The following is a 26,290-nucleotide window of genomic DNA, read 5'->3' on the forward strand; positions in this document are numbered from 1 at the left end:
GGGCGGGCTCTCTAGCGGCCATTTTTTTGCTGCGAACCGGTGGGCGCATGTTATAAGCCCGGCCGCCCGCGGCATCGCGGCCGGACTGGATGCTTTTCGCGCGGGCGTGGCGGAACTGGTAGACGCGCTGGATTTAGGTTCCAGTGACGAAAGTTGTGGGGGTTCGAGTCCCTCCGCCCGCACCAAGCGCTTACAGCGTTTGCATGACGATTCCTTGGAGAACCTTGGGCCCCGAAGGGGACGAGGGTTCGCCGAACCCACAGACGTTAAGCCGCAAGGCTCATCGTCGAACAGATTGACACTGCCACGGCCGCTCGGGCCGCGGCAAAAGCGGAAGAAGATTGATACCATGCAGGTCACCGAGACCCTCAACGAGGGACTGAAGCACGAATTCAAGATCAGCGTTCCGGCATCCGATCTCGATGCCAAGGCGGGCGCCAAGCTGGTCGACCTCAAGGACAAGGTCCGTCTCAACGGCTTCCGTCCCGGCAAGGTGCCGGTGGCGCACCTGAAGAAGATCTACGGCCGCTCTGTCATGGCCGAGACCATCGACCAGACCATCAGCGACACCAACCGGCAGATTTTCGAAGATCGCGGCTTCCGCCTCGCCGGCGAGCCGAAGATCACGATGCCGACCGAGAAGGACCAGGTCGAGGAATTGCTGTCGGGCAAGACCGACCTGACCTACACCGTCGCGATCGAGGTCGTGCCGCAGATCCAGCTCGCCGATTTCAAGTCGTTCTCGGTCGAGAAGCCGGTGGTCGATGTTTCCGACGCCGACGTCGACGATGCCATCAAGCGCATCGCCGAAGGCAGCCGCCCATACAGCGCCAAGACCGAGGGTGCGGCGGAGAAGGGCGACCGCGTCACCATCAGCTTCAAGGGCACCATCAACGGTGAAGCCTTCGAGGGCGGCACCGGCGAGGGTATCCAGGTCGTGATCGGCGCCGGCCAGTTCATTCCGGGCTTCGAGGAGCAGCTGATTGGCATCGGCACGGGCGAGACCCGCACGCTGAAGGTTGGTTTCCCGAAGAACTACCTGAACGACAAGCTCGCCGGCCAGCCGGCCGAGTTCGAGACCACCGCGACGCTGATCGAGGCGCCCGGTGAGACCACGATTGACGACGAATTCGCCAAGACGCTCGGCCTCGAGTCGCTCGACAAGCTGAAGGAAGCCGCGCGCGAGCGCCTGACCGCCGAGTTCGCCGGCGCGACCCGTCAGAAGGTCAAGCGTGCGCTGCTCGACCGGCTCGACGAGAGCCACAAGTTCGAGGCGCCGCCGTCGCTTGTCGCCGAAGAGTTCAACCTGATGTGGAACTCGATCAAGGCCGAGATGGACTCGACCGGCAAGTCCTTCGCCGACGAGAACACCACCGAGGATGCGGCCAAGGAAGAGTACCAGAAGATCGCCGACCGCCGCGTCCGCCTCGGCCTCGTGCTGTCGGAGATCGGCGAGAAGAACAAGATCACCGTGACCGACGATGAGGTCTCGCGCGCCGTGATCGAGCGCGCACGCCAGATGCCGGGCCGCGAGAAGGAAGTCTGGGATTACTACCGCAGCAACGCCCAGGCGCTGGCCCAGCTCCGCGCTCCGATCTACGAGGACAAGGTCGTCGACTTCGTCCTGGAGCTCGCCAACGTGACTGAGAAGAAGGTCTCCAAGGATGAGCTGTTCAAGGATGAAGACGCCGAGCAAACTGCCGCTTAATTGCGGTACCTCGCGTTAATGATGAACCGCGAAAGCACGCCCGCGGCGGGTCCCCGTCGCTAGGCGTGCCGACGCGAATCGGCTTGAACTTCTGCGTCCTGCCCAGGTGGCTAGTACGGCCAGTGCCGGTCTTGTCGGCCGGAAATTGGCCCATATCTGGGTTAAGCCTTAACGTTCTGCATCACCCCTAACCCTTGGGTTCTTTCATGCGCGATCCCGTTGAAACCTACATGAACCTCGTGCCGATGGTCGTCGAGCAGACCAATCGCGGCGAACGCGCCTACGACATTTTCTCGCGCCTGCTGAAAGAGCGCATCATCTTCGTTACCGGTCCGGTGGAAGATGGCATGGCGACGCTGACCGTCGCGCAGCTGTTGTTCCTCGAGGCCGAGAATCCGAAGAAGGAAATCTCGATGTACATCAACTCGCCGGGTGGCGTGGTGACGTCGGGCCTTGCGATCTACGACACGATGCAGTTCATCCGTCCGCCGGTGTCGACGCTGTGCACGGGGCAGGCGGCCTCGATGGGCTCGCTGCTGCTTGCAGCCGGCGAGAAGGACATGCGCTTCACGCTGCCGAACTCCCGCATCATGGTGCACCAGCCGTCCGGTGGCTTCCAGGGCCAGGCCACCGACATCATGCTGCACGCGCAGGAGATCCTGAACCTCAAGAAGCGCCTCAACGAGATCTACGTGAAGCACACCGGCCAGACCTACAAGGCGATCGAGGACGCGCTCGAGCGCGACAAGTTCCTCACCGCCGAGGACGCCAAGGCGTTCGGTCTCGTCGACAAGGTCATCGACAAGCGGCCGGAAGACCCGTCGGCCGCCAAAGCTGCCTGATCTGGACAGGCGACCCGAGGCGTCGGTGTGATCTCCACATTGACGCCTCACATTGTCGGCAAAGCAGGACGGCGGAGTACCCCGCAAGCGCATATGTGGGGGCAGAAAGTTCCGCTTTCGTGCTCATGGCCCGGCGTGGTAATCCCGCAACGTTTCGTGGATTTCGACGCGTATTCCACGTGCGATCGTGGAAAATCACGGTATTGTCACGGTCTTGAGCCGGCCTCCCGATTAGCGAATTCTTGATAGTCGGGTGCCAGCATGGTTGGCTGTAATGCAGCGGCTATGATCGCGGAGATTCGAATAAACCGTGATCCACACGGTCAGTATTGCGTAGGGTCTTTTTTGGTACGGAATTTGCTCTATCTACCCAATACTCCGGTTTTGTGCCGGATTGGGTCGATCTGGCAAACGAGGTCGAACGGCGGACGGAGATAATGAATGAGTAAGGTCGGCACGAGCGACGCCAAGAACACGCTATATTGCTCGTTCTGCGGCAAGAGCCAGCATGAAGTTCGCAAGCTGATTGCCGGACCGACTGTCTTCATTTGCGACGAGTGTGTCGAACTCTGCATGGACATCATTCGCGAGGAGAACAAGTCCTCGCTGGTGAAGTCGCGCGACGGCATCCCGACGCCGAAGGAAATCTGCAAGGTCTTGGACGATTACGTGATCGGTCAGAGCCATGCCAAGAAGGTGCTCTCGGTCGCCGTCCACAATCACTACAAGCGGCTTAACCATCAGACCAAGCACAACGACGTCGAGCTGGCGAAGTCGAACATCCTGCTGATCGGTCCGACCGGTTCGGGCAAGACGCTGCTCGCGCAGACGCTGGCTCGCATCCTCGACGTGCCGTTTACCATGGCTGATGCGACGACGCTGACCGAAGCCGGCTATGTCGGCGAGGACGTCGAGAACATCATCCTGAAGCTGCTGCAGGCCGCCGACTACAACGTCGAGCGTGCGCAGCGCGGCATCGTCTATATCGACGAAATCGACAAGATCAGCCGCAAGTCGGACAATCCCTCGATCACCCGCGACGTGTCGGGCGAGGGCGTCCAGCAGGCGCTGCTGAAGATCATGGAAGGCACGGTGGCCTCGGTCCCGCCGCAGGGCGGCCGCAAGCATCCGCAGCAGGAGTTCCTGCAGGTGGATACCACCAACATCCTGTTCATCTGCGGCGGTGCCTTCTCGGGCCTGGAGAAGATCATCTCCGCGCGCGGGCGTTCGACCTCGATCGGCTTCGCGGCGCAGGTGCTCGCGCCGGAGGATCGCCGTACCGGCGAGATCTTCCGTCACGTCGAGCCGGAAGATCTGCTGAAGTACGGCTTGATCCCGGAATTCGTCGGCCGTCTGCCCGTCGTCGCGACGCTGGAAGACCTCGACGAGGCCTCGCTGAAGAAGATCCTGACCGATCCGAAGAACGCGCTGGTGAAGCAGTACCAGCGGCTGTTCGAGATGGAGAACATCGAGCTGACCTTCGCCGACGAGGCGCTTGGCGCGGTTGCCCGCAAGGCGATCGAGCGCAAGACCGGCGCACGCGGCCTGCGGTCGATCCTGGAGAGCATCCTGCTCGAGACCATGTTCGACCTCCCAGGCCTCGAAGGGGTCGAGGAAGTCGTGATCTCGCGCGAGGTCGTCGAGGGCACGGCGCGTCCGCTCTACATCTACGCGGATCGTTCCGACCGCGCCGTCGAGAGCAGCGCGAGCGCCTGAGGCGCAACTTTCTGTCGTCGCAATTCATGCGGCTGCCGGGCGATCCGGCGGCCGTTGCGGCGCAGCAGCAGGCCATTTTCGCGTCGCAGTAAATGCCTGTTTAGCCTATATTTCCCGGCACTTCTCAGACTTGACACCCCCCCGCCTGATAGCCACCTAATGCTATCGGTGAGGGATCTCATGCGTTGAGATTCGTCGCTTTACGATGCGGAATATGCGGCTGCTGACGGCAATCTAATTCCGGATCACCAAGGCACCTTGTGGCGGTTGCGCAAGCAGGCGGACTGCGTGCAAGGGGGCAAAACAAAAGGATAAGGCCATGACGACTTCAAAACCCCGGCCAACGATCGTCCACGGCGAAAGCCATTCCTATCCGGTGCTGCCGCTCCGCGACATCGTCGTCTTCCCGCACATGATTGTGCCGCTCTTCGTCGGCCGCGAGAAATCGATCCGCGCGCTCGAAGAGGTGATGAAGAACGACGCGCTGATCATGCTCGCGACGCAGAAGAACGCGTCCGATGACGATCCGGCTCCCGATTCAATTTACGAGACCGGTACGCTCGCCAGCGTGTTGCAGCTCCTGAAACTGCCCGACGGCACCGTCAAGGTGCTGGTCGAGGGCCTCGAGCGCGCGCGTGTCGAGAAGTATTCCGACCGCAGCGAGTATTACGAGGCGACCGCGGTCGCGCTCGCCGACACTGACGCCAACTCGGTCGAGGCCGAGGCACTGGCGCGTTCGGTCGTGTCCGACTTCGAAAGCTATGTGAAGCTGAACAAGAAGATCTCCGCCGAAGTCGTCGGCGTGGTTCAGGCGATCACCGATTTCGCCAAACTCGGCGACACCGTTGCCTCGCATCTCGCGGTCAAGATTGCCGATCGGCAAGCGATCCTGGAGACGTTGTCCGTCACCCAGCGCCTGGAGAAGGTGCTCGGCCTGATGGAGAGCGAGATCTCGGTGTTGCAGGTCGAGAAGCGCATCCGCTCGCGCGTCAAGCGCCAGATGGAGAAGACCCAGCGCGAGTATTACCTGAACGAGCAGATGAAGGCGATCCAGAAGGAGCTCGGCGACGATGAAGGTCGCGACGAGCTGGCCGATCTGGAGGAGAAGATCTCCAAGACCAAGCTGTCCAAGGAAGCGCGCGAGAAGGCCCAGCACGAGCTGAAGAAGCTGCGCCAGATGTCGCCGATGTCCGCGGAAGCGACCGTCGTGCGCAACTATCTGGATTGGCTGCTGTCGATCCCGTGGGGCAAGAAGTCCAAGGTCAAGAAGGACCTCGAGGCCGCGCAGGCGGTGCTGGACTCCGATCACTACGGGCTCGAGAAGGTCAAGGACCGGATCGTCGAGTATCTCGCGGTGCAGTCGCGCGCCAACAAGCTGACCGGACCGATCCTGTGCCTGGTCGGGCCTCCCGGCGTCGGCAAGACCTCGCTCGGCAAGTCGATCGCGAAGGCGACCGGCCGTGAATTCGTGCGCGTGTCGCTCGGCGGCGTGCGTGACGAGGCCGAGATCCGTGGTCACCGCCGCACCTATATCGGCTCGATGCCCGGCAAGATCATCCAGTCGATGCGCAAGGCGAAGACCTCGAACCCGCTGTTCCTGCTGGACGAGATCGACAAGATGGGCGCCGATTTCCGCGGCGATCCGTCATCGGCGCTGCTTGAGGTCTTGGACCCCGAGCAGAACTCGACCTTCAACGATCACTACCTGGAGGTCGACTACGACCTGTCCAACGTGATGTTCATCACGACCGCGAATACGCTGAATATTCCGGGCCCGCTGATGGACCGCATGGAGATCATCCGGATCGCCGGCTACACCGAGAACGAGAAGGTCGAGATCGCGCGCAAGCATCTGATCCCGAGCGCGCTCTCCAAGCACGGTCTGGACTCCAAGGAATGGTCGATCGACGACGCGGCCTTGCTCTTGATGATCCGCCGCTACACCCGCGAAGCGGGCGTGCGTAATCTGGAACGTGAGCTCTCCACACTCGCCCGCAAGGCGGTGAAGGAGCTGATGATCTCCAAGAAGAAGTCGGTGAAGGTCACCGAGGCGAACATCGAAGAGTTCCTCGGCGTGCCGAAGTATCGCTTCGGCGAGATCGACGACGAGGATCAGGTCGGTATCGTCACCGGTCTGGCGTGGACCGATGTCGGCGGCGAGCTGTTGACCATTGAAGGCGTCATGATGCCCGGCAAGGGCAAGATGACCGTCACGGGCAATCTGCGCGACGTGATGAAGGAGTCGATCTCGGCGGCGGCGTCTTACGTCCGTTCGCGCGCGATCGTCTACGGCATCGAACCGCCGATGTTCGACCGCCGCGACATCCACGTTCACGTGCCGGAGGGCGCAACGCCGAAGGACGGTCCGTCCGCCGGCGTGGCGATGGCCACCGCGATCATCTCGGTCATGACCGGCATTCCGGTCCGCCACGATGTCGCGATGACCGGCGAGATCACGCTGCGCGGCCGCGTGCTGCCGATCGGCGGTCTGAAGGAGAAGCTGCTGGCTGCCGCGCGCGGTGGCATCAAGACGGTGCTGATCCCCGAGGACAACGCCAAGGATCTCACGGAGATTTCCGATGCGATCAAGGGCGGCATGGAGATCATCCCGGTCTCGCGGCTGGACGAGGTCGTCGCCAAGGCGCTGACCCGGGTGCCTGTGCCGATCGTCTGGGAAGAGGAGACCAGCAAGGTCGACGTCAAGCCCGACGCTTCGGATGAGGCGTCCGGTGGCCTGACGGCGCACTGAAGCGAGCTCCAATCGAAATAATGAAACGGCGCCTTCGGGCGCCGTTTTTGTTTGGCGCTTCGTGCGCCTCTATTGTCCGGATTACTCTTTCTTCTCGACGACGAAATTGCCGATTGCCCCGAGTGCCATCAGCACGCTGGTGCCGAGGAACACCGCGCGCATGCCGATATGGCCGCCGATGAATCCGCCGGCGAGCGGGCCGATCACCTGGCCGGCATATTGCGCCGAGATCGAATAACCCAGCATGCTGCCGGTGACCGTGTCGGGCACGTTGTGCCGGATCACGCTTGCGATGCAGGGTAACAGGCCGCCGAGCGCGAGCCCCATCAGGAAGCGGAGCAGGATCAGCTGCCAGCCGCTGACCACGAAGGCCTGCGGGATCAGCAGCAGCGCCGAGGCGGCCAGGCAGATGGTGATGATCCGCCAATGGCCGACGCGATCGGCCAGCCTGCCGAGATGCGACGACGACAGCAGGCTGCCGAACGCCGCCGCCGACATCACGAGGCCGGCGACGAACGTCACCTGCGGTGTCTCGACCAGTTGCGCGACATAGACCGTGATGATCGGCTCGATCGACATGTTGGCGATCATCAGCAGCAGGCCGGTGCCCCACATCGCGATGACAGGACGCTTGTCTGGAACCAGTGACCAGCCGCCACGCGACTTGCTGCCTTTCGCCGTCTTCGGACGCGCCTCCTCGCGGATCAGGAAGGTCGTGCCGAGGAAAGTGAAGAAGATGACGCCGCCGATCAGGAAGAAGGTCGCGCGGATGCCGATCAGGCCCGGCAGCACGCCGCCGATCAAGGGACCGACCAGGCTGCCGGCCATGATGCCGGCCGACAGCACGCCGATTGCCCAGCCGGACCGCGCCTTCGGCGTCTGCGCCGCGACCAGCACGGTCGAGCCCGAGGCGTAACCGCCGAGCAGGCCGGTCAGCAGCCGCAAGCCGACCAGCTCATAGACGTTGTGCGCCATGCCGATCAGCGACATGGCAACGGCCATGCCGAGGCTGGCGCGGATCAGCATCAGCTTGCGGCCATAGCGGTCGGCGAGCCGTCCCCACAGCGGCGCGGTCAGCGCAGCACTGAAGAAGGTCGCGCCATAGGCTACGCCCGACCATTGCACGATGGCGGCATGATCGGTCACGCCGAGCTGCTCGACATAGAGCGGCAGGAACGGCAGCAGCAGCGTCATCCCCACGATGGTGGTGAAGGAGCCTAACACGCAGACGATGAGATTGCGTTTCCAAGGGCCGGCGTCGAGGGCCGCCTCGCGATCGATCTCCATGTTCATGTCAGCGCAGCCCGATCACGGCGAAGCCGCGCGCCCGCAGGCCGCGGCGATCTTCGTTCAGCGAGCGGAGCAGGCGATCGCGGGTGTCGGTGATGTGATCGGCGGCCTCGCGCGCGGCCGAATCCGGATCGTTCGCCTTGATGAAGCCGAGAATGCGCCGGTGCTCGCGCCAGGCCTGCTCGCGCGAGGGTTCGGTCCACACTTCGAGCCAGCGCGCCCGCGACAGCCGGGTCATGGCGCCGGCGATCGCCTTGACGATGAAGGGATTGCCGGAGAGGCGCGCGATTTCGACATGGAAATCGGTGCCGACCCGGTGCCATTCCTCGCGCGGCGCGCCGGACTGGCAGGCATCCAGCATCTCCTCGACGCCGGCGATGTCGGCCGCGCTCGCCCGCGCGCAGGCGAGGCGGACCGCCGTCGTCTCCAGCGGGATCCTGAACTCCGCCAGCGCCTCCAGCTCGCCGAGGTCGATCGGTGCGACGATCCAGCTGCGGCCGTCGCGGCGGACCAGCTCTTCGCCTTCGAGCCGCACCAGTGCGGCGCGGATCGGCGTGCGCGATCCCTCGAACCGGCTCTCGAGCCAGCGCTCGGTCAGTCGCTCGCCGGGGCCGAGGTCGAGGGAGAGGATCATCTCCCGGAGCTGGTCGTGGATCTGGAGCATCTGCGACATGGCGGTTTGCCGGCCTGGGAGTAGAGTTTTGGGGCTCAGTCGACGTATCCCGAATTGGTATCCCAAACAATCCCGTTTTGGGATACCAGCGTTGCTCCATCGGGCACCGGTTGGCACCGTGCGGACCCGAACCGGTGAGCATCCCGTAGGGAACGCCAGTTCGGGGACGGCCATATTGGACAATGCTGAATTGGGAGAACGCAGATGCAGATCGACGGGCAATGCCATTGCGGGGCCGTGACCTATCAGGCCGAGATTGATCCCGAACGGGTGTCGATCTGCCATTGCACGGACTGTCAGGCGCTGACTGGCTCGCCCTATCGCGTCACGGTGATCTGCGCCGCCGAGCAGGTCCGGCTGACCGGAGGTGTGCCGAAGATCTACAGCAAGCGGGGCGACAACGGCGGGATCCGCTTCCAGCACTTCTGCGCCGATTGCGGTTCCCCGCTGTTCACCAGTGGCGAGGATGACGGTCCCGATGATTGGGGCATCCGCTGGGGCAGCATTCGCCAGCGCGGCGAATTGACCCCGCGACGCCAGGTCTGGTGCCGCTCCGCCGCACCCTGGATCAATGATCTCAAGGGATTGCCGGCGCGGCCCAAGGATTGAAGCTTTGCGATCCTTGCGATCTTGCGCCCGAGGGGCGGGCGAGGCTAAAGAGGCGCGCAGGTAAGGGCGGCTAGCTCAGCTGGTTAGAGCATCTCGTTTACACCGAGAGGGTCGGGAGTTCGAATCTCTCGCCGCCTACCAGCCTTCGCCCTGCGGGCTACGGCTCGGCAAGCCAGCCTTTGCGGATCGACCTATCCGCTTGTTCGGTTCGCAGGGCGAAGGCTGTCGCGCCGAAGCTCGAAGAGCGAAGGCGGACTGGTTCAAATCCCATCGCTGCTGTTCCCCGCGAGCTACGAGCGAAGGCGGACAAAAGTATGGCTCCCTTGATCATCATTCCTGCCGCTCAGGTTTGATGCCGACACCGCTGCAATGCTATTCTCTGCGCCTAACCGGGAACTTGATGCATGCGCAAACTCGCCGCGATTTTTCTTCTCACCATGATTGCCGGACCGGCATTGGCGCAGCAGGACCATGTTCAGCGCTATCGCGAAGAGATCGAGAAGTCGCCGGCGGATCTGGCCAACGAGGCGCGGCAGCAGCGCGCCTACCAGCGTGCGCTGAGCGGCGTGCCGGACCAGAAGCCGACCGACCCGTGGGGCATTGCGCGCAGCAATGACGGGCAGGCCGCCCCGAAGGGCAATGCCGCGAAGACGCCTGCGCCGAAGCCGGCCAAGCCCACGAGCGCTGCCGCCAAATAATCCGAGAGAAGCGGGCCAGGTCGATGAAGTATTACGTCTGCAAACTGACCGGACCGCGCCCGACCTTCCCACAGGACATGACGCCGCAGGAAGCCGCCATCATGCAGGCGCATGTCGCCTATTGCGGCGAATTGCTGCAAGCCGGCAAGGCGCTGATCTTCGGGCCGGTGGCCGATCCCGCCGGCGTCTGGGGACTGGGCGTGCTGCAACTGGCTGACGATGCCGATCCGCAGGAGATCGTCACCAACGATCCCGTCAGTAAGGCCAATGCCGGATTCACCTATCTGGTCACGCCGATGTTGCGCGCGGCCACGCGCGAGACTTGCTAGGATCGGCGCAATTTCTCAACAAGGTTTGGATCGCATGAACGCTGGCCATCCGCAAAACGCCGATCAGATTGCATACTGGAACGGGCCGGGCGGTCAGCGCTGGGCCTCCAGGCAGGCCGCGCAGGATATCGTGCTGCAGCCGGTGCTCGACCTCCTGATCGATCGCGCCGCGCCGAAGGCCGGCGAGCGCATCGTCGATGTCGGCTGCGGCAGCGGTGCCTCGACGAATGGGTTTGCGACCAGGGTGGGGCCGTCAGGCCATGTGTTCGGCGTCGACGTCTCCGGACCGATGCTGGAGCGGGCACGGCAAAGCACGCCGAAGGATGCGCCGGTCACCTATGCGCTTGCCGACGCCACGGTCTATCCGTTCGATCCCGCAAGCTTCGATCTGTTGGCGTCGCGCTTCGGCGTGATGTTCTTTGCCGATCCGGCGGTGTCGTTCGCCAATCTGCACAAGGCGCTGAAGCCGTCGGGCCGGCTCGCCTTCGCCTGCTGGCAGGAGCCGCGCGAAAATCCGTTCTTCATGGCGCCGTTGCAGGCCGTCTACAAGCACGTGCCGAAGCTGCCGCAGCTTGGCCCCGAAGACCCCGGTCCGTTTTCGTTTGCGTCCGAAGCGCGCGTGAAGCGGATCCTCGGCGAAGCGGGGTTTTCCGGCATCGCGATGGAGGCCTGCCGGCTTGAGTTCGACGTTGCGATCGGGCGCGGAATCGATGCCGCCGTTCAGAGCGCGCTCGAGATCGGGCCCGCCAGCCGCGCACTGGAAGGACAACCGGATGACCTACGGGCCGCAGCCGTCATCTCGATCCACGAGGCGTTGACGTCGTTCGCGAAGGGCGATGCCGTGCTGCTGCCCGGCGCGATCTGGATCGTGACCGCGCGGGCCTGATCAGGCTTTCTCTTCCCAGATCATCGCCAGGTGCACGATGGTCTGCACCGCCTTCTCCATGTCCTGGCGGCTCACCCATTCGAGCCGCGAATGGAATGCGTGCTCGCCGGCGAAGATGTTCGGGCAGGGCAGTCCCATGAACGAAAGCCGCGAGCCATCCGTGCCGCCGCGGATCGAGGTTTTTACCGGCGATAGCCCGGCGCGCTCGATCGCCTCGATCGCATAGGCGACGATCTGGGGGTGGCGATCGATCACCTCTTTCATGTTGCGGTACTGCTGCTTGACCTCCATGCGATAGGTCGAGCGCGGATATCCCTTCATGACGTCCTGCACGATCTTCTCGAGCAGCGCTTCCTTTTGCTTCAGGCCTTGCTCGGTGAAGTCGCGGACGATGAAGTCGATCCGGGCATTCTCCAGCGCCCCGGAGATTGCGACCGGATGCAGGAAGCCTTCCTTGCCTTCCGTGGTCTCGGGCGAACAGGTGTCCTTGGGCAGGCGATCGACGATGGCGGCCGCGATCTTGATCGCGTGCTCCATCTTGCCCTTGGCAAAGCCCGGATGGGTCGCGACGCCTTCGATGATGATGCTGGCGCCGTCGGCGGAGAAGGTCTCGTCCTCGATGTGGCCGGCGGTCTCGCCGTCCATGGTGTAGCCGAAATCGGCCCCGAGCTTCTTGATGTCGACCTTGTCGACGCCGCGGCCGATCTCCTCGTCCGGCGTGAACAGGATCTTGATGGTGCCGTGCTTCACCTGCGGGTTGGTGACCAGGAAATGCGCGGCGTCCATGATCTCGGCGAGGCCGGCCTTGTTGTCGGCGCCGAGCAGGGTGGTGCCGTCGGTCGTGATGATGTCGTTGCCGATCTGGTCGGCCAGCGCTTCGTGCTCGACGGCGCGGATCACCTGCGAGGCATCGGCCGGGAGCACGATGTCGCCGCCGCGGTAGTTCTTCACGAGCTGCGGCTTGACGTTCTTGCCGGTGCAGTCGGGCGAGGTGTCCATGTGCGAGCAGAAGCAGATCACCGGCACCGTCTTGTCGGTGTTGGCCGGGATCGTCGCATAGACGTATCCGTGTGGATCGAGGTGCGCATCGGATATGCCCATCGCCTGCAGCTCGGCGACCAGTAGGCGGCCGAGATTCTTCTGCTTCTCGGTGGAAGGCGTGGTCGGTGAATCCGGGTCGGACTGGGTGTCGATCACGACATAGCGCAGGAAGCGCTCGGTGACGGTGTGCTTGAAATCGAGAGCCGGTACCAGCATGAAGACCGCGCAAGGATGGAGAACAGGAATCGGGCGCTCAGGCGAAGTTGGTTCGCGCAAGCAAAGCGCATCGAGAGACAACTCTACAACAGAAAAGCGCCATTCCGGGGCCGCGTCACGAGCCGGAATGGCGCTTTGTCTTAACGGAGAGAGAAGACCTTAGACGGCTTCCTTCAGCTCCTTGGCGGCGCGGAAGGCGACCTTCTTGCTCGCCTTGATGTGGATCTGCTCGCCGGTCGCCGGGTTACGGCCCATGCGGGCGGCGCGCTTGCGAACCTGGAGGATGCCGAGGCCGACGATGCGAATCCGCTCGCCCTTCTTGAGGTGCTTGGTGATCCGGGTGACCATGTCGGTCAGGATCGCCTCGGCCTGCTTCTTGGACAGCTCCTGCTCTTCGGCGATGGCCGCCGCCAGGTGCTTCAGCGTGATCGTCGCCGGGGTCGCTGCCTTCTTCGCCATGTGTGGCCCTCCTCGTTGCTGAATGGCTGGATTGCTGCTTTCACGCGAATGGCGCGCCGTTCGCGTCGGGAAAATGCGTCCGGAAAAGTCCTGAAACCGCCGGTTCTGGGAACGGGCAGCGCCGAGCCCGGCCACAGGAAACCCAGACGTATCAGGCCTTATTTGATTCGGGGCTTTGCTGACTACGCCGTTTCCCCTGAAAACAGGCGACAAAGTCGCACCCGTGGCGCGAAAATGCCCGCGCTGTGCAGGGCTCCGCAACGCGCTTGACTATCGGGATGCGGGCCTTTATGCCCTCGATCCTGCGCGGATCAATCCGATGATCGGCATCCGCGGGAGTAGCTCAGTTGGTTAGAGCGCCGCCCTGTCACGGCGGAGGCCGCGGGTTCGAGTCCCGTCTCTCGCGCCAGTCTTATCAAGTACTTAGCGCAAGTTCCAGATTTCAGACGTGTCGCACGGAGCGCCGCTATGGCACTTTGGAGCGCCCCTGCTCGGGCTTGCCGGCACACATCCCGAGACGCAAAAGCAACCGCTCCGATGCTCGGGATCGTTCAGACGATTTCAACAGCTGGTTCACTCCCGACGATCGCATGATCTTCATTCACGCGCGCAATCCGACATTCCGCTACGCCCGACACGATCAGCCAGGTTTCCGGCTTCGCTCCTTCTCCAATCACGACCGTTGCGTCCTGATCCGGCAGTGCCTGGAGCACCTGGACTAGCTCGCGGACTTTCATCGACATGCTTCCTGGAGGCCGACCAGCTGGCTCGCCTTTCACGCCAGCACGACATCGGCTGATGCGGTAGTGACTATCGCCACCCAGACCAGCGAGAAACGGACGTACGTCAGGTCTCGGTTCGAGCGCGCAGCGTAATGCGCGAGCCTGACGTCAACCTTACTCTCGTGTCGCCGTTGCCGACAGTGGTCGCAACTCGTTTGAGCAGAAGCGACGTTCGCGGTTCCACCACCTTGCGGAACTCACACGCTTTCGATGGGTCTTAAAGTGCTGGAGTAAGCGAAGACAGTCAGGACATTCAAACGACGCGAGCGTGGGCGAGGGCTGACGAAGCGAACCTAACACGGAGGCGTGCCGATGAATCGGAGTTCGTGGCTGAACGAATACTACAACGACGAACTGGAGTAAGCGGACGCTGCCTGCCGAAGGGGAGATACGACGCACTCAAATGGATCGATGATCCGTATCTGTGGAACGTGCTGCCCTGGAAGGAATATCTTGGCTTCAAGGCGATCAAGGCCGCTATTCCTGATCCGCCTGACGCCGGCACCCAGAAAAACTGGAGCGGTCGTTCCGGGATGGAGTTGGGCGCCGCCGTCATCGAAACCTATCGCCTGTTGCACGATAAGCTCAGGCGGCATCTGGATAAGCCGTTCGAAGAATGCGCGATGCTGGACTATGGTTGCCGCTGGGGCAGTGTGCTCCGGTACTTCATGAAGGATGTGCCGCTACGCAATCTGCATGGGTGCGATCCGCACAAGGGCATCATCCAGGTCGCGCAACGCTCCAACCCGCACGCCGACATCGTGTTTATCGTTCTCCGAAAGAAGTGAGGCCACAAGGTATCGGTGTTGCTTGGCCGCGGCGGTCGATCGCTGAGGCCGCAGCGTCGTGCCGCGGCAAGGCGCAAGAAAATCAGGCCGCGACACCGATCGCATCGATGGGCCGCGTTGACTGTTGCTGATGCTGCGAAGCTTCCGCTCGCCATTCGGGCGTCAGCCACCACAGCAGGAACAGCAGCGCGATCCCGTTCGACATCAGGCTTGTCGTGAGCGGCACGTTCATGATGGCCTGAACGGCGATGCCTGAGGACACCGCGATGAAGCGCGGCGACAGGTGCCGCGAGACCATCGACCCCACCGACAGGATCAGGCCGCATACGAGTGCCGAAACCGGCGTGAGCGCAAGACCGACCGACGCGATGCCCTCGGTGGCGAGGAAGGAGGCGTTGAAATTGCCGTCCCGATAGATCGCTCCGAGCGCGGGGCCGAGCTCGCCGTACGGGCAGGCGGTCATCTGTCGCACGATCGATATCTGGCAGAAGCGGGTCAGGTCGCGGTGCGCGAAGAAGTCGGCATATTGATCAAGGGCGAGCGAAGGGATTGCGAGGAAGCGCAGATTGATGGCGCTGAACACGACGTAGTCCCTGTCGGCGCCGAGCACGGCGAACGCCGTGAGCCCGATGATCATCGGAATGAGGAATGCGAGCACCGTGGCCAGCCGCGGGGTGAACCGGCCGAACAGCCAGAACAGAAACGTCAGCCAGATCGGCAACAGCAGCACGGTCTTGTTGTTGACGACCGGATAGAAGCAAAGCGCAAACAGCAACACGCAAGCGGCCTGCACCCATTGCCTGCGCGATGCGAAATGCGCGAACAGATAGGGCAGGACCGCGCCGATCATGATCCCGGTGAGATAATTCAACAGCGCCGGCCGCGTGACGGCGTTGCGGGCTGCGCCATAGGGGTTGCCGAGACTGGCGCCGTACGAGATGTCGGCGACCAGCACGGCCAAGGACGACGCCATCAGCAGCAGCGCAATGCGTTTGATCGCCGTTTCGGACAGGCCGGGCCGCCAAACCGGCATATTCTGGAACATCAGGGGGATCATCGCGGCGGCCAGCGCGGCGATCATGGCCCAGCGGGCGATGGCATGCGGATAATCGAACGCGCTGAAGAAGCTGAGCCAGACGAAGCCGAACACCGCTGAGAGCAGCGCGAAGCTCACCAGATAACCGAAGCTGAAGCGGCCCGCGACGAACGCCGGGATGAAGACGGCCATGACGGCGGTGCCGAGGATGGCCTCGGCAGTGATGCCGGAGCGCCAGACATGCATCGCCGGGAACGCGTGCCCGCAGGCGATCATCGAGACGGTGCTGAGGACGAGGAATCCAGGGATGGTGACCCCGACAGTCAGGTCGTCGCGCGTCAATTGCATCGGCCCGTCCGAATCGAAAGCTGTGCGACAGCTAGCCGATCGACCTCGGGCTAATCAAGTCAAGCAAGGTTAGGCGATGTCTCGATCTGTATTGTTATGTTTCCGCCGGCGATCTGTCACCGCGGCGCCGCATTGAATTCACAAACTCGGAAACGCGTTGCCTTGATCAGGCAAAGAATGCGGCGACCGCGTTGAGGTCGGATTGTCCCGGGGCGTCGCCGCGCAAATTCGCGTCGATGATACGGCGGCATGCGTCGACCGTGTGGGTATCGCCCAGTTCGTTGGCGGCCTCGAGGATCGACCAGACCGTGTCCAGGGGAATGTCGCTCTGCATGGTCGCGTTCGGGTCTGACAGCATCGGCGGCGCCGGGGTTAGAATTCGAACAGGTCGCGGCCGCGCCGCGCCAGGGTGTGCAGATCCGCCACGGTGCCGCGCACGGCGTTGCAGCGGCGGCATTCGATGATGGTGTCGCCGGACGCATGCGCGGGATCGGCGACCTTGATCGCCAGGCTGCCGCAATCCGTGCAGATGATCTTGAAGCCGGTCGAAATTACTTGCTGCTGCAAATTCATTATGGGCCTGCGCCTCTGTTGATGCTGACCTTAATGGAACAATTTTTAAAACTGGGGTCGCGGAGCGGATTGCAATCGAACGACCGCGTTAGGAGGCGGTTAAGATTTCGCCGCGGCTGCGCGGTCGCGCGTCAGCCAGACCGCGCATGCAACAACGAGCAGCGGATTGCGACGCAGGATCGAAACAAGCTCAGATCGAACAGGTCGTCCTTGATCAGGGTGCCGTCGAGGTCGAGGACCAGCGGCAGCGATCTCGCGCGCCCCGCTCTCGGTGGTCCTGCAATCGCCGTAGCCGAACCTGGCGAAGTCCACACCGCCCTGATCGGAGCGCGAGACGATCAGGCGCAACAAAAAAGCCGCCCGAAGGCGGCCGCTTTGTCTGCCGAAGCCTGAATGTGTTTTAGCGGACCGTCGAGGTGCCCGAGGAGGTGATCGCGACAGGCTTGCCGGCCTTGATGACCTGGTTGGTCTGGGCGGTCTGCGTGAATTCCGCGTTGTTCCGGGCCGAAATGCCGAAAGCCGCAACTCCGATGGCGGCAACGAGGGCAACAACCACAATCTTGAGGTGGGTCGCGCGATCGGCTGAATGGATCGAGTGGTTCATGGTCGCCTCCGGGCGTCTATGCGCCGTCTATGGCAGCTACTGGTAAGCCCCATCTGTTTCCGGATCGTTTCGTGAGTTCCTGGAAATGGTTTCGTGCCACGGGCGGATTGGTTTCACCGTGCCTTGCGTCACAGAAAGAGAGGGCTGAAACTGGCCACGGGCGCGGACCGCGCCTGGGAGAAAAACAATAATGAAAACAACGAAAGTGACCCGCCGCCGGATGCTGGGAACCGGCTCCGTGGCCGTTGCCGCCGCGATGTTTGGTAAGCCATCTCTTGCCGCGGCAGAGTTCGACTTCAAGCTCGGCGTCAACACTCCGGAAACCCATCCGCTAACAATCCGGCTGGCCGAGGCGGCCAAGCTGGTCGGCGCGCAGTCGTCCGGCCGGGTCAACATCACGGTGTTCGCCAACAGCCAGCTCGGCGGTGATCCGGAGATGCTGTCGCAGGTCCGTGCCGGCGGTATCGAGCTATTGGCGGCACCCAGCATGACCTTGTCGACGCTGGTGCCGTTGTCGGGGCTGCCCAGCATCGGTTTTGCGTTCCAATCCTACGATCAGGTCTGGGCGGCGATGGATGGCGGCGTCGGCGGCATCGTCCGCGATGCGATCGCCAGAACAGGCGTCGTGCCGTTGAAGAAGGTCTGGGACAACGGCTTCCGCCAGATCACCTCGTCGTCGAGCCGGCAGCTCAACGGCGTCGAGGATCTCAGGGGCTTTAAAATTCGCGTGCCGGTGACGGCATTGCTGACGTCGCTGTTCTCAGGACTTGGCGCGCTGCCGTCGAGCATCTCCTACAGCGAGCTTTATTCGGCGCTGCAGACCCACATCGTCGAAGGGCAGGAGAATCCGCTCGCACAGGTCTCGACCGGAAAGCTGTACGAGGTGCAGAAATACTGCGCGCTGTCGAACCATTGCTGGAGCGGCTACTGGATCCTCGGCAACCGCCGTGCGATGGCGGCGCTGCCGCCCGATCTGCTCGAGCTCATCAATGCGGCGTTCGACGCGGCGGCGGTGAAGGAGCGCGCCGATCTGGTCGAGATGGACCGCTCGTTGCAGGAGGAGCTAACCGGGAAGGGCATGACTTTCAACAAGCCTGACCCGGTGCGGTTCAGGGCCGCATTGGTGAAAGCCGGCTTCTACACGCAGTGGCAGAAGACCTATGGCGCGGACGCATGGGCGGCGCTGGAGAAATACACCGGCAAGCTGACGTGACGGTGCGCAGATCGCGAGCAGCAATGGCCTTGTGGCAAAGAAGGCACATCGTCGCGCTTTCGGTTCCAATTTGGCTTTTTGTCGTGCGGCAGGATGTCTCAGGGGATAGAACCCCACGCTGAGATTTTCAGTGGCCGCCTGCGCGCGGCCCGAGTTGGAATGCCATGCGCGTGCATGTCGTGGAACGCTTTCGATCGCCCCACTTGCGGCGGGTTGCCGTAACCCTTGCTCTGCTCATCGCGTCCGGGACCGGCGCACACGCTCAGACGGTGCTGAACGTCGGCGATGGAGCGAGCCTCGTCACCGCGCTGACGACGATCGATAACAATCCCGGCACCAACTACAGGCTCAACATCACGAACAACATCACGCTGACTGCCGGAACGACGCTGCCCGTCATCAATTTGAGCGGCACCGTAACCATCAACGGCGGCAACTTCACGCTCGATGGCGGAGGCGTGCAGCGCGGATTCTTCGTCTACGCCGGCACCGTCGCGATCAACAATCTCACCATCCAGAACGCGGTCGCCAAGGGCGGCAATGGCGGAAACGGTTTCGACGGCGGCGGCGGCGGCGGCATGGGCGCTGGCGGTGCGCTGTTCGTTGCGAGCGGCGCCAACGTTACGGTGAGCAATGTTTCGCTCGCCAGCAATCAGGCCAATGGCGGCAATGGCGGCAATTACGGCGCGGGCGGTGGCGGTGGTGGCGGCGGCGGGCTCGGCGGCAATGGCGGTAACGGCGGCAACGCCGGTGGCGGCGGTGGCGGCGGGATTGGCCTCGGCGCCAATGGCGGGGCCGGCGCGGCGGGCACCACGGGTGGCAACGGCGCTGCTGGCATCGTTATCGGCGCCGCCGGCGGTGGCGCTGGGAGTGGTGACTCACCAGGCACGGGGGGCGCCAGTGGAGGCGGCGGTGGCGGCGGGGCCGCGGGGTTCGTCTCCGGTGCCGGTGGCGGCGGCGGGATTGGCGGCGGCGCTGGTACGACGACCGGAGGCTTGAGCGGCGGCGGCGGTGCCGGCGGCTTCGGCGGCGGCGGCGGCGGCAGCAACAACAGCGCGGGCGGAATTGGTGGTTTCGGCGGCGGCGGCGGCAGCGTGCGCTGCTTTGCCAATCCGGGGAAGGGCGGCTTCGGCGGCGGCGGCGGTGGGGCCAGCGGCAATTCCGGTCAGACGTGCGGCAATCTCGGCGGTTTCGGCGCTGGCAATGGCGGTAAAGATTCCCAAGGCGGTGCGGGTGGCGGGCTTGGCGCGGGCGGCGCCGTATTTGTCCAGGGTGGCGGAACGCTCAATGTCTCCGGTGCCTTTACCGTCAACGGCAGCAGCGTCACCGGCGGAACGGGTGGTGTCGGTGCCGGCAATGGCTCAGCCTTAGGCTCGGGTATGTTCCTGCAAGGCAACGGGACGCTGACCTTCAGTCCTGCGGCCGGCCAGAACCAAACGGTCTCCGACGTCATTACCGATCAGACCGGCAGCGGCGGCACAGGCGCCGATGCCGGCAGCTGGAGCCTTGCCAAGACAGGGCTCGGCACGCTGATACTCACTGCCGCAAACACCTATTCGGGCGGCACGACCGTAAGCGGCGGCCTGATCAACTTCAATGCAGCGAACAATTTCGGCTCGGGCAACGTCACGCTCAACGGCGGCGGTCTGCAGTGGGCGAGCGGCAACACGGCCGACATCTCGGGTCGGCTGAACGCAATCGGCTCCGGCGGCGCGACGTTCAACTATAACGGCAATGCTGTGACGCTCGCGACGGCACTGACCGGTACAGGCGGCGTGACGGTCGCGAACTCCGGCAGCGGCGGTGCGCTGACCTTCACGGCGGCGGAAAGCTATTCCGGCGGGACGACGATCAATTCCGGCGCGACGCTGGCACTCAAGGGAAATGGCTCGATCGCCAATTCGGCCTCCGTCGCTTTCTCTTCGGGCGCCGGCGTCGGCACATTCGATATTTCGCAGACCAACAGCGGTGCCAGCGTCGCCGGTCTGTATGACCCGACCGGCGGCAGCGTCGTTTCTCTCGGCGCCAAGACGCTGACCATCACCAGCAGGGTAGGCCCCTACGACGGCGTCATCCAGGACGGCGGCATTGGTGGCGGCACCGGAGGCAATGTGACGATCGCCTCTGGCGGCCTGGCGAGATTCGGCGGCGCCAACACCTATACCGGGCTGACCACGATCAACGCCAGCGGCGAACTCGACCTGATCAGCGGCGGCAGCATTGCGTCCTCAAAGGCCGTGATCAACGACGGCATCTTCGATATATCGCGCGCGGGTGGCGGTGTCTCGATCAACAGTCTTTCCGGGACCAGCATCGCCGGCGCCGTGAACCTCGGTGCCAATACACTGACCTTCACCAATGCCAACGGCACGTTTGCCGGCGTCATCCGGGACGGCGGCGCGGGCGGCGGTGTGACGATCACAGGCGGCAAGGAAATCCTTGCAGGCACCAACACCTACACCGGCGCCACCACCGTCACCGGCGGCACCCTTGAAGTGGACGGCACGATCGCCAACTCGCTGAAAGTGACGGTCAATTCCGGCGGCACGTTGAGCGGCACCGGCATCGTCGGTGCTGAGGCCATCGTCTTTTTCCACAACGGCGTCGCGCCGACATTGTCAGGCGCCAACCCCGGCGGCCCCTTGAGGGGCGGCTTCGTCATTCCGACACCCACGACCATTATGAGCGGAGGCACGCTTGCGCCCGGGAGTGCTGCAGATCCGACCGGCACACTGACGATCAACGGCGGTCTCGCCTTTCAATCCGGCGCGATCTATCAGGTGCAGGTGACGCCGACCGCTGCGGCATCGACCAATGTCAACTCGAACGCGACACTTGGAGGGGCGACCGTCAATGCTGTGCTCGCCAACGGCAGCTACATCTCCAGGCAGTATACGATCCTGAACGCCGCTGGAGGCATATCCGGCACTTTTGCATCCAACATCGCCAATACAAACCTGCCGACGAATTTCACCGACACGCTGAGCTATGACGCCACCCACGCCTATCTCAATTTGGCGCTGAATTTTCCGTCCCCCAATTTCGGCGGCGGCCTCTCCACTAACCAGCAAAACGTCGCGAACACGCTGGTCAATTACTTCAACACGACTGGCGGCATTCCGATGGCCTATGGCACGCTCACGCCGGCGGGGCTGACGCAGGCCTCCGGCGAACTGGCGACCGGTTCGCAGCAGACGACGTTCGATGCCATGAACCTGTTCATGGGGCTGCTCACCGATCCCTTCACGAACCGCACCGGTGCGGCGGGTTCGATGCCGGGCGCGCCTGGCTATGCGGAGGAGGGCGAAGCGAGCGCCTATGCCGCAACGAAAAAGACCGATGCATTCGCGATGTTCACCAAGGCGCCGCCGGTGCCGTTCGTGCCGCGCTGGAACGTCTGGGCCGCCGGCTTCGGCGGTTCGCAATCGACCGGCGGCAACGCCATGGTCGGATCGAACGACACCACCAGCAGCATCTATGGCACGGCGGTCGGCGCCGACTATCAGTTCTCGCCGAACACCATTGCGGGCTTTGCGATCGCCGGCGGCGGCACCAGCTTCTCGGTCGCGGGCAACGGCAGCGGCCGGTCCGATCTGTTCCAGGCCGGCACCTATGTTCGCCACACCGAAGGTGCGGCCTATGTCTCCGCCGCGCTCGCCTATGGCTGGCAGGACATCACCACCAACCGCACCGTGACGGCCGCGGGCGTCGACCAGCTGCGCGCCGAGTTCAATGCCAACGCCTATTCGGGACGGCTCGAGGGCGGCTATCGTTTTGTCGCGCCGTGGATCGGCGGCGTCGGCATCACGCCTTACGCCGCCGGCCAGTTCACGACTTTCGAGCTGCCCGGTTACGCCGAACGGGTGATCTCGGGCCTGTCGACGTTTGCGCTGACCTATGGCGGCAAGAGCCTGACCGATACGCGCAGCGAGCTCGGCTTCCGCACCGACAAGTCCTTCGCGGTGCAGGACGGCATCCTGACGCTGCGCACGCGTTTCGCCTGGGCCCACGATTACGACCCCAGCCGCTCGGCTGCCGCGACCTTCCAGGCGCTGCCGGGCACCAGCTTCGTCGTCAACGGCGCGGCGCAGGCAAGCGACTCCGCGCTGACCACAGCATCGGTTGAGATGAACTGGCGAAACGGCTGGTCGGCCGCGGCGACCTTCGAAGGCGAGTTCTCCGACGTCACCTCGAGCTACGCCGGCAAGGGCGTGGTGCGAAATCAGTGGTGAGACGGGCGCGTTTTCGCTCCGAGAAGCCTTACATCACGCGCGTGATTACCTGAGGCGTAATCGCGCGCGCGATCTCCCTTTGCGATGGTCGGTGCATCGGTGGCGATGTTGCCGATCGATCTGCAAAGGGAATTTCATCATGGCCAGCCAACCGCTTTATGCGACCGCGAGCGACGGTACAAAACTGTTCGTGCAGGATTGGGGCTCGGGTAAGCCGGTGCTGCTGCTTGCCGCCTGGACGTTCAATTCCAGCGTCTGGGGCAGCCAGATCGTGGCGCTGAACGCGAAGGGTTTTCGTTGCGTCGCGCCCGACCGGCGCGGCCACGGCCGTTCCGACATGCCGATGATGGGATACGATCTCGACACGCTGACCGATGACGTCGCTGCCGTGATCGAACAGCACGATCTCCACGGCGTCACGATCGTCGCGCACTCGATGGGATCGATCGAGGCGGTAAACTATCTGGCGCGTCACGGCGCCGGTCGTATCGCGCGGCTGGTCCTGGTTGCGCCGACCACGCCGTTCATCGTCCAGACCGACGACAATCCGGTCGCGGTGCCGAGGGCGATGGTGGAGGCGCAGAATGCCGCGATCGCGCAGGACTTCCCGAAATGGATGGGCGAGAACGAGGCGCCGTTCTTCACGCCCGACACGCCCGACGCCACGCGCGCTTGGATCAGGGAGATGATGCTGAGCGTGCCGCTGCCGGTGGCGCTGGCCTGCCGCAGGACCATCTCGTTTGCCGATCTGCGCGCCGCGGCCAAAAATATCGATCGCCCGACGCTGATCGTGCACGGCGACAAGGATGCCAGCGCGCCGCTCGAGCTGACCGGTGCGAAGACGGCGGCGCTGATCAAGGGCAGCAAGCTCGCCGTCTATGAAGGCGCGCCGCACGCTCTGCCGCTGACGCACAGAGCGCGCCTGATGGCCGACCTGCTGGCCTTCATCGACGCTTAGCTGGCGCGCGCGATATCGGCACGGATCCACCGCGCTGCCCAGACGAACAGCAGCGCGCCGAGCGTCGTTGTCACCGCGGCCGATAGCAACGAGTAGCGAACCGCATCCGTGCCGTACGCGCCCTTCAGAGCGTCGTTGATCATACCGACGGCGAGGGGGCCGACGCCCTGGCCGAAGCAGGTCGCGGTGAGCAGCACGATCGCCGAGGCCAGCGCCCGCATGCTTGGCTTTGCGACCGTCTGGGCGATCGCAAAGATCGGGCCGAGATGGAAGCCGACCATGAGCGAGGTCAGCGCCAGGGTAGCAACCATCAGCGTGAAGCTTTGCGTCAGCATGCACGATGCGAAGACGGGGCCGGCGAGGCCGGACATGATCGCGGGCGCCCACAGCTTCCAGCGATCGTCGCGGCGGCCGATCTGCGCTACCACGAGGCCGCCGATCAGCGTGCCCGCCATGCCGGCGAAGCCCTTGAAGGTGCCGGCATAGGTGCCGATCTCGGCGCTGGTGAGATGATGGATGCGCGCCAGGAACGGCGGGATCCACACCGCGGTGGCGTAGTTGGTGTAGGTCGTGAGGCAGAAGCCGACCAGCACGATGACGAAACTCGGCTGCGAGATCAGGAAGCCCAGCGTCGGCCCGATCCGCTCGGCCTTGAAGGTCTCGGCCATCGCACCGCGCTTCGGCTCGGAGATCGTCAACCACAGCACCGCGGCGAGCGCGATGCCGGGCAGGCCCGCGGTGAAGAAGGCCATCCGCCAGCCGTAGTTCTGATTGACGTAACCGCCGATGAAATAGCCGAGGAAGACGCCGAGATAGGTGCCGATCGCGTAGATGCCGAGCGCGCGCGGACGCTCGTTCTTGTCGAACAGATCGGCGATCATCGATTGCGAGGCCGGCGTGCCGGCGGACTCCCCGATGCCGACCCCGACCCGCGCCATTGTCAGCGCAGTGACGCTGGAGGCCATGCCGCAGAGGTAGGTCATCGCGCTCCAGAACGCGAAGGCGATTGCTACGATGTTGCGGCGGTTGAGACGATCGGCCATCCGCGCAATGGGAATGCCGAGCAACGAGTAGAACAGCACGAAGCCGAACCCGGCCAACAGGCCCATTGTGGTGTCGCTGAGCGCGAACTCCTTCTTGATCGGCTCGATCAGGACGTTGAAGATCGTACGGTCGAGGAAGTTGAGGGCGTAGATGATGGTGAGCAGGGCGAGGACGTAATAGCGGCGGGCAGCAGGCCTGGCGCTGACTTGCGCTTGCGCAGCCGCCTGCGGTGCGACATCGACCATGACTTCCTCCCCCGATGATCTCTTGTCTTTTCTTGTTTGCCTGGGCGCGGGCCCTACGCCTCGCGGATGTAATTCCCTGCTTCGAATTCGACCGGCTTGGCATCGGCATCGAACGACACGCCGATCGGGTCGCGGCCGGCGGCCATGGCCTCGAGCTGGTCAGACAGCATCCGGCGGATCATCAGGACGCCGCGGTCGCTCTGGCCGAAATGCTCTTCCGAATGGATGGTCACCGGCCCCTGGCCGACCTGCGCCTCGTAGTCGCCGGGGAATTGCTGGTGCTCCTGCTCCGTCATGTCCCACCAGAACTTGCCGTTGAACTTCGAGCGCATGCGGCCGATATCGCCCGCGTTCTTGACCCGGCCGGCGACATAGATGCGGAACGAGGTGTCGTCGATTGGCAGGGTCCAGCCGATCGATTCGACGCGGGCGAATTGCGCGACCCGCGGGTTGGGCACGACGCGGAGCGTGGGCAGGGCAGCCTCGGTGACGCGATAGAACACTTTGCCGTCGTCCTGCCGGCGGATCGAGCGCACCGCGACGCCGCGCGGCGACATCTCGAACTTCACTTCGGGCATCGAGGCCATCATGGTGGTGAACTGCGGCCCTGAGAACGAGCCGTGCAGCACCGGCACGTGATAGGGGTCGGCGACGTTCTCGAAATGCTGCAGCCAGTTACAGGGGATCACCGCAGGCCCGCCGCCGCCGATCGAGGAATCGTCTGCCTCGACGAATTCGCCGTCGTCCATATTCTCCAGGCACTCGTGGCGCGGCAGCACCGGCTTTTTATCGGCCGGGCCCATATAGGCGAAGATCAGGCCGTAGCGTTCCTGCACCGGATACCAGGGCTGGCGCACCTTGCCCTTGAACAGGCCGCCTTCGGGCTCGCAGGGCTGTTCGAGGCAGCGGCCTTCGGTGTCGAACTTCCAGCCGTGATAGCAGCAGCGGATGCCGTCTTCCTCGACCTTGCCGTAATAGAGCGTGGTGCCGCGATGGCAGCAGCGCGCATGCAAGAGGCCGACCCGGCCATGCCGGTCGCGGAACAGGATCAGGTCCTCGCCGAGCGCGCGGACTTTTCTGGGGATATCGGTGGCGTCGCCGACGAGGCCGATCGGGTGCCAGTAGCGGCGCAGCAGTTCGCCCATCGGTGTGCCGCGGACGACCGAGGTGAGCTCTGTCCGGGTGGTGGACGGCTTCATCGCATAGGCCGTGCCGAGATCGCGATCGAGCTGGGTCATCGTCATGCTGGTT

Annotated in this window: 23 protein-coding genes and 3 tRNA genes; 15 read left to right on the plus strand and 11 right to left on the minus strand. The window is 63.8% G+C overall.

All coding sequences use genetic code 11. The annotated features are described in order from the left end of the window. The first annotated feature begins 100 nt into the window (after nucleotides 1-100). The 5 genes from AAFG07_RS20325 to lon all read left to right on the plus strand — a co-directional run bounded on the left by AAFG07_RS20325 (nucleotide 101) and on the right by lon (nucleotide 7,015). Nucleotides 101-185 (plus strand) — tRNA-Leu (locus tag AAFG07_RS20325). Between the two features lie 164 nt (nucleotides 186-349). Next, the gene (gene tig, locus AAFG07_RS20330; protein WP_342728787.1) at nucleotides 350-1,708 is read left to right on the plus strand and encodes a trigger factor; all 1,359 of its coding nucleotides are present in this window, start codon (nucleotides 350-352) and stop codon (nucleotides 1,706-1,708) included. A gap of 206 nt (nucleotides 1,709-1,914) precedes the next feature. Next, entirely contained in the window at nucleotides 1,915-2,550 is a 636-nt protein-coding gene (locus tag AAFG07_RS20335) for an ATP-dependent Clp protease proteolytic subunit (RefSeq protein WP_092114669.1), read from the plus strand. Nucleotides 2,551-2,991: 441 nt separating this feature from the next. Next, nucleotides 2,992-4,266 (plus strand): ATP-dependent Clp protease ATP-binding subunit ClpX, encoded by a 1,275-nt coding sequence (gene clpX, locus AAFG07_RS20340; RefSeq protein WP_024583449.1) that lies wholly within the window; start codon nucleotides 2,992-2,994, stop codon nucleotides 4,264-4,266. Between the two features lie 319 nt (nucleotides 4,267-4,585). After that, a complete protein-coding gene (lon, locus tag AAFG07_RS20345; RefSeq protein ID WP_176530994.1) occupies nucleotides 4,586-7,015 on the plus strand; it encodes an endopeptidase La in 2,430 nt (809 codons plus the stop codon). An 81-nt stretch (nucleotides 7,016-7,096) separates the two neighbouring features. On the opposite strand, the gene AAFG07_RS20350 is transcribed toward lon, so the two are convergent. Both AAFG07_RS20350 and AAFG07_RS20355 read right to left on the minus strand, forming a co-directional pair. Further along, complete coding sequence (locus tag AAFG07_RS20350) at nucleotides 7,097-8,308, minus strand: MFS transporter (RefSeq protein WP_342728788.1); 1,212 nt, start codon at nucleotides 8,306-8,308, stop codon at nucleotides 7,097-7,099. A 1-nt stretch (nucleotide 8,309) separates the two neighbouring features. After that, nucleotides 8,310-8,978, minus strand: coding sequence for a GntR family transcriptional regulator (locus AAFG07_RS20355; protein WP_342728789.1), 669 nt, complete (start codon nucleotides 8,976-8,978; stop codon nucleotides 8,310-8,312). 204 nt (nucleotides 8,979-9,182) lie between these two features. Between AAFG07_RS20355 and AAFG07_RS20360 the strand changes: the two genes are divergently transcribed. The 5 genes from AAFG07_RS20360 to AAFG07_RS20380 all read left to right on the plus strand — a co-directional run bounded on the left by AAFG07_RS20360 (nucleotide 9,183) and on the right by AAFG07_RS20380 (nucleotide 11,500). Next, a complete protein-coding gene (locus tag AAFG07_RS20360; RefSeq protein WP_342728790.1) occupies nucleotides 9,183-9,587 on the plus strand; it encodes a GFA family protein in 405 nt (134 codons plus the stop codon). 64 nt (nucleotides 9,588-9,651) lie between these two features. Then, nucleotides 9,652-9,728: transfer RNA gene (locus tag AAFG07_RS20365), tRNA-Val, on the plus strand. Nucleotides 9,729-9,991: 263 nt separating this feature from the next. Then, the gene (locus AAFG07_RS20370; protein ID WP_342728791.1) at nucleotides 9,992-10,285 is read left to right on the plus strand and encodes a hypothetical protein; all 294 of its coding nucleotides are present in this window, start codon (nucleotides 9,992-9,994) and stop codon (nucleotides 10,283-10,285) included. Between the two features lie 23 nt (nucleotides 10,286-10,308). Further along, nucleotides 10,309-10,614, plus strand: a complete 306-nt coding sequence (locus AAFG07_RS20375; protein ID WP_342728792.1) for a YciI family protein — start codon at nucleotides 10,309-10,311, stop codon at nucleotides 10,612-10,614. A 34-nt stretch (nucleotides 10,615-10,648) separates the two neighbouring features. Beyond that, nucleotides 10,649-11,500 (plus strand): methyltransferase domain-containing protein, encoded by an 852-nt coding sequence (locus AAFG07_RS20380; protein WP_342728794.1) that lies wholly within the window; start codon nucleotides 10,649-10,651, stop codon nucleotides 11,498-11,500. Here AAFG07_RS20380 and pepT read toward each other — a convergent pair whose 3' ends face one another. Then, nucleotides 11,501-12,757: a peptidase T gene (gene pepT, locus AAFG07_RS20385; RefSeq protein WP_342728796.1), complete on the minus strand. Its 1,257-nt coding sequence runs from the start codon at nucleotides 12,755-12,757 to the stop codon at nucleotides 11,501-11,503. Nucleotides 12,758-12,916: 159 nt separating this feature from the next. Beyond that, nucleotides 12,917-13,216, minus strand: coding sequence for an HU family DNA-binding protein (locus AAFG07_RS20390; protein ID WP_016847738.1), 300 nt, complete (start codon nucleotides 13,214-13,216; stop codon nucleotides 12,917-12,919). Between the two features lie 332 nt (nucleotides 13,217-13,548). Here AAFG07_RS20390 and AAFG07_RS20395 point away from each other — a divergent pair. Continuing rightward, a tRNA-Asp gene (locus AAFG07_RS20395) sits at nucleotides 13,549-13,625 on the plus strand. 142 nt (nucleotides 13,626-13,767) lie between these two features. On the opposite strand, the gene AAFG07_RS20400 is transcribed toward AAFG07_RS20395, so the two are convergent. Beyond that, nucleotides 13,768-13,953, minus strand: a complete 186-nt coding sequence (locus AAFG07_RS20400; RefSeq protein WP_342728797.1) for a hypothetical protein — start codon at nucleotides 13,951-13,953, stop codon at nucleotides 13,768-13,770. 371 nt (nucleotides 13,954-14,324) lie between these two features. Between AAFG07_RS20400 and AAFG07_RS20405 the strand changes: the two genes are divergently transcribed. Then, nucleotides 14,325-14,786, plus strand: coding sequence for a hypothetical protein (locus tag AAFG07_RS20405; protein ID WP_342728798.1), 462 nt, complete (start codon nucleotides 14,325-14,327; stop codon nucleotides 14,784-14,786). A gap of 82 nt (nucleotides 14,787-14,868) precedes the next feature. Here the strand turns inward: AAFG07_RS20405 and AAFG07_RS20410 are convergent, their stop codons facing one another. From AAFG07_RS20410 to AAFG07_RS20425, 4 genes are all read right to left on the minus strand, one after another. Continuing rightward, nucleotides 14,869-16,170, minus strand: a complete 1,302-nt coding sequence (locus tag AAFG07_RS20410) for a hypothetical protein (protein WP_342728799.1) — start codon at nucleotides 16,168-16,170, stop codon at nucleotides 14,869-14,871. A 166-nt stretch (nucleotides 16,171-16,336) separates the two neighbouring features. Then, the gene (locus tag AAFG07_RS20415) at nucleotides 16,337-16,504 is read right to left on the minus strand and encodes a hypothetical protein (RefSeq protein WP_223967230.1); all 168 of its coding nucleotides are present in this window, start codon (nucleotides 16,502-16,504) and stop codon (nucleotides 16,337-16,339) included. Between the two features lie 38 nt (nucleotides 16,505-16,542). Beyond that, the gene (locus AAFG07_RS20420; RefSeq protein WP_050405629.1) at nucleotides 16,543-16,743 is read right to left on the minus strand and encodes a hypothetical protein; all 201 of its coding nucleotides are present in this window, start codon (nucleotides 16,741-16,743) and stop codon (nucleotides 16,543-16,545) included. A 400-nt stretch (nucleotides 16,744-17,143) separates the two neighbouring features. After that, entirely contained in the window at nucleotides 17,144-17,347 is a 204-nt protein-coding gene (locus tag AAFG07_RS20425; RefSeq protein WP_212314874.1) for a hypothetical protein, read from the minus strand. Between the two features lie 256 nt (nucleotides 17,348-17,603). Here AAFG07_RS20425 and AAFG07_RS20430 point away from each other — a divergent pair, with 256 nt between their 5' ends. The 3 genes from AAFG07_RS20430 (at nucleotide 17,604) to AAFG07_RS20440 (ending at nucleotide 23,750) form a co-directional block, all read left to right on the plus strand. After that, nucleotides 17,604-18,560 carry a TRAP transporter substrate-binding protein gene (locus AAFG07_RS20430; protein ID WP_342729199.1) on the plus strand — a complete coding sequence of 319 codons (957 nt, stop codon included), beginning with the start codon at nucleotides 17,604-17,606 and terminating at the stop codon, nucleotides 18,558-18,560. Nucleotides 18,561-18,829: 269 nt separating this feature from the next. After that, a complete protein-coding gene (locus tag AAFG07_RS20435; RefSeq protein ID WP_342728801.1) occupies nucleotides 18,830-22,792 on the plus strand; it encodes an autotransporter domain-containing protein in 3,963 nt (1,320 codons plus the stop codon). A 139-nt stretch (nucleotides 22,793-22,931) separates the two neighbouring features. Beyond that, complete coding sequence (locus AAFG07_RS20440; protein WP_342728803.1) at nucleotides 22,932-23,750, plus strand: alpha/beta hydrolase; 819 nt, start codon at nucleotides 22,932-22,934, stop codon at nucleotides 23,748-23,750. On the opposite strand, the gene AAFG07_RS20445 is transcribed toward AAFG07_RS20440, so the two are convergent. Further along, a complete protein-coding gene (locus AAFG07_RS20445) occupies nucleotides 23,747-25,039 on the minus strand; it encodes an MFS transporter (protein WP_342728804.1) in 1,293 nt (430 codons plus the stop codon). The genes AAFG07_RS20440 and AAFG07_RS20445 overlap by 4 nt on opposite strands. Before the next feature lie 53 nt (nucleotides 25,040-25,092). Then, a complete protein-coding gene (locus AAFG07_RS20450) occupies nucleotides 25,093-26,283 on the minus strand; it encodes an aromatic ring-hydroxylating dioxygenase subunit alpha (RefSeq protein ID WP_342728805.1) in 1,191 nt (396 codons plus the stop codon). Nucleotides 26,284-26,290 lie beyond the last annotated feature (7 nt).

Source organism: Bradyrhizobium sp. B097 (assembly GCF_038957035.1).
Lineage (GTDB): Bacteria > Pseudomonadota > Alphaproteobacteria > Rhizobiales > Xanthobacteraceae > Bradyrhizobium.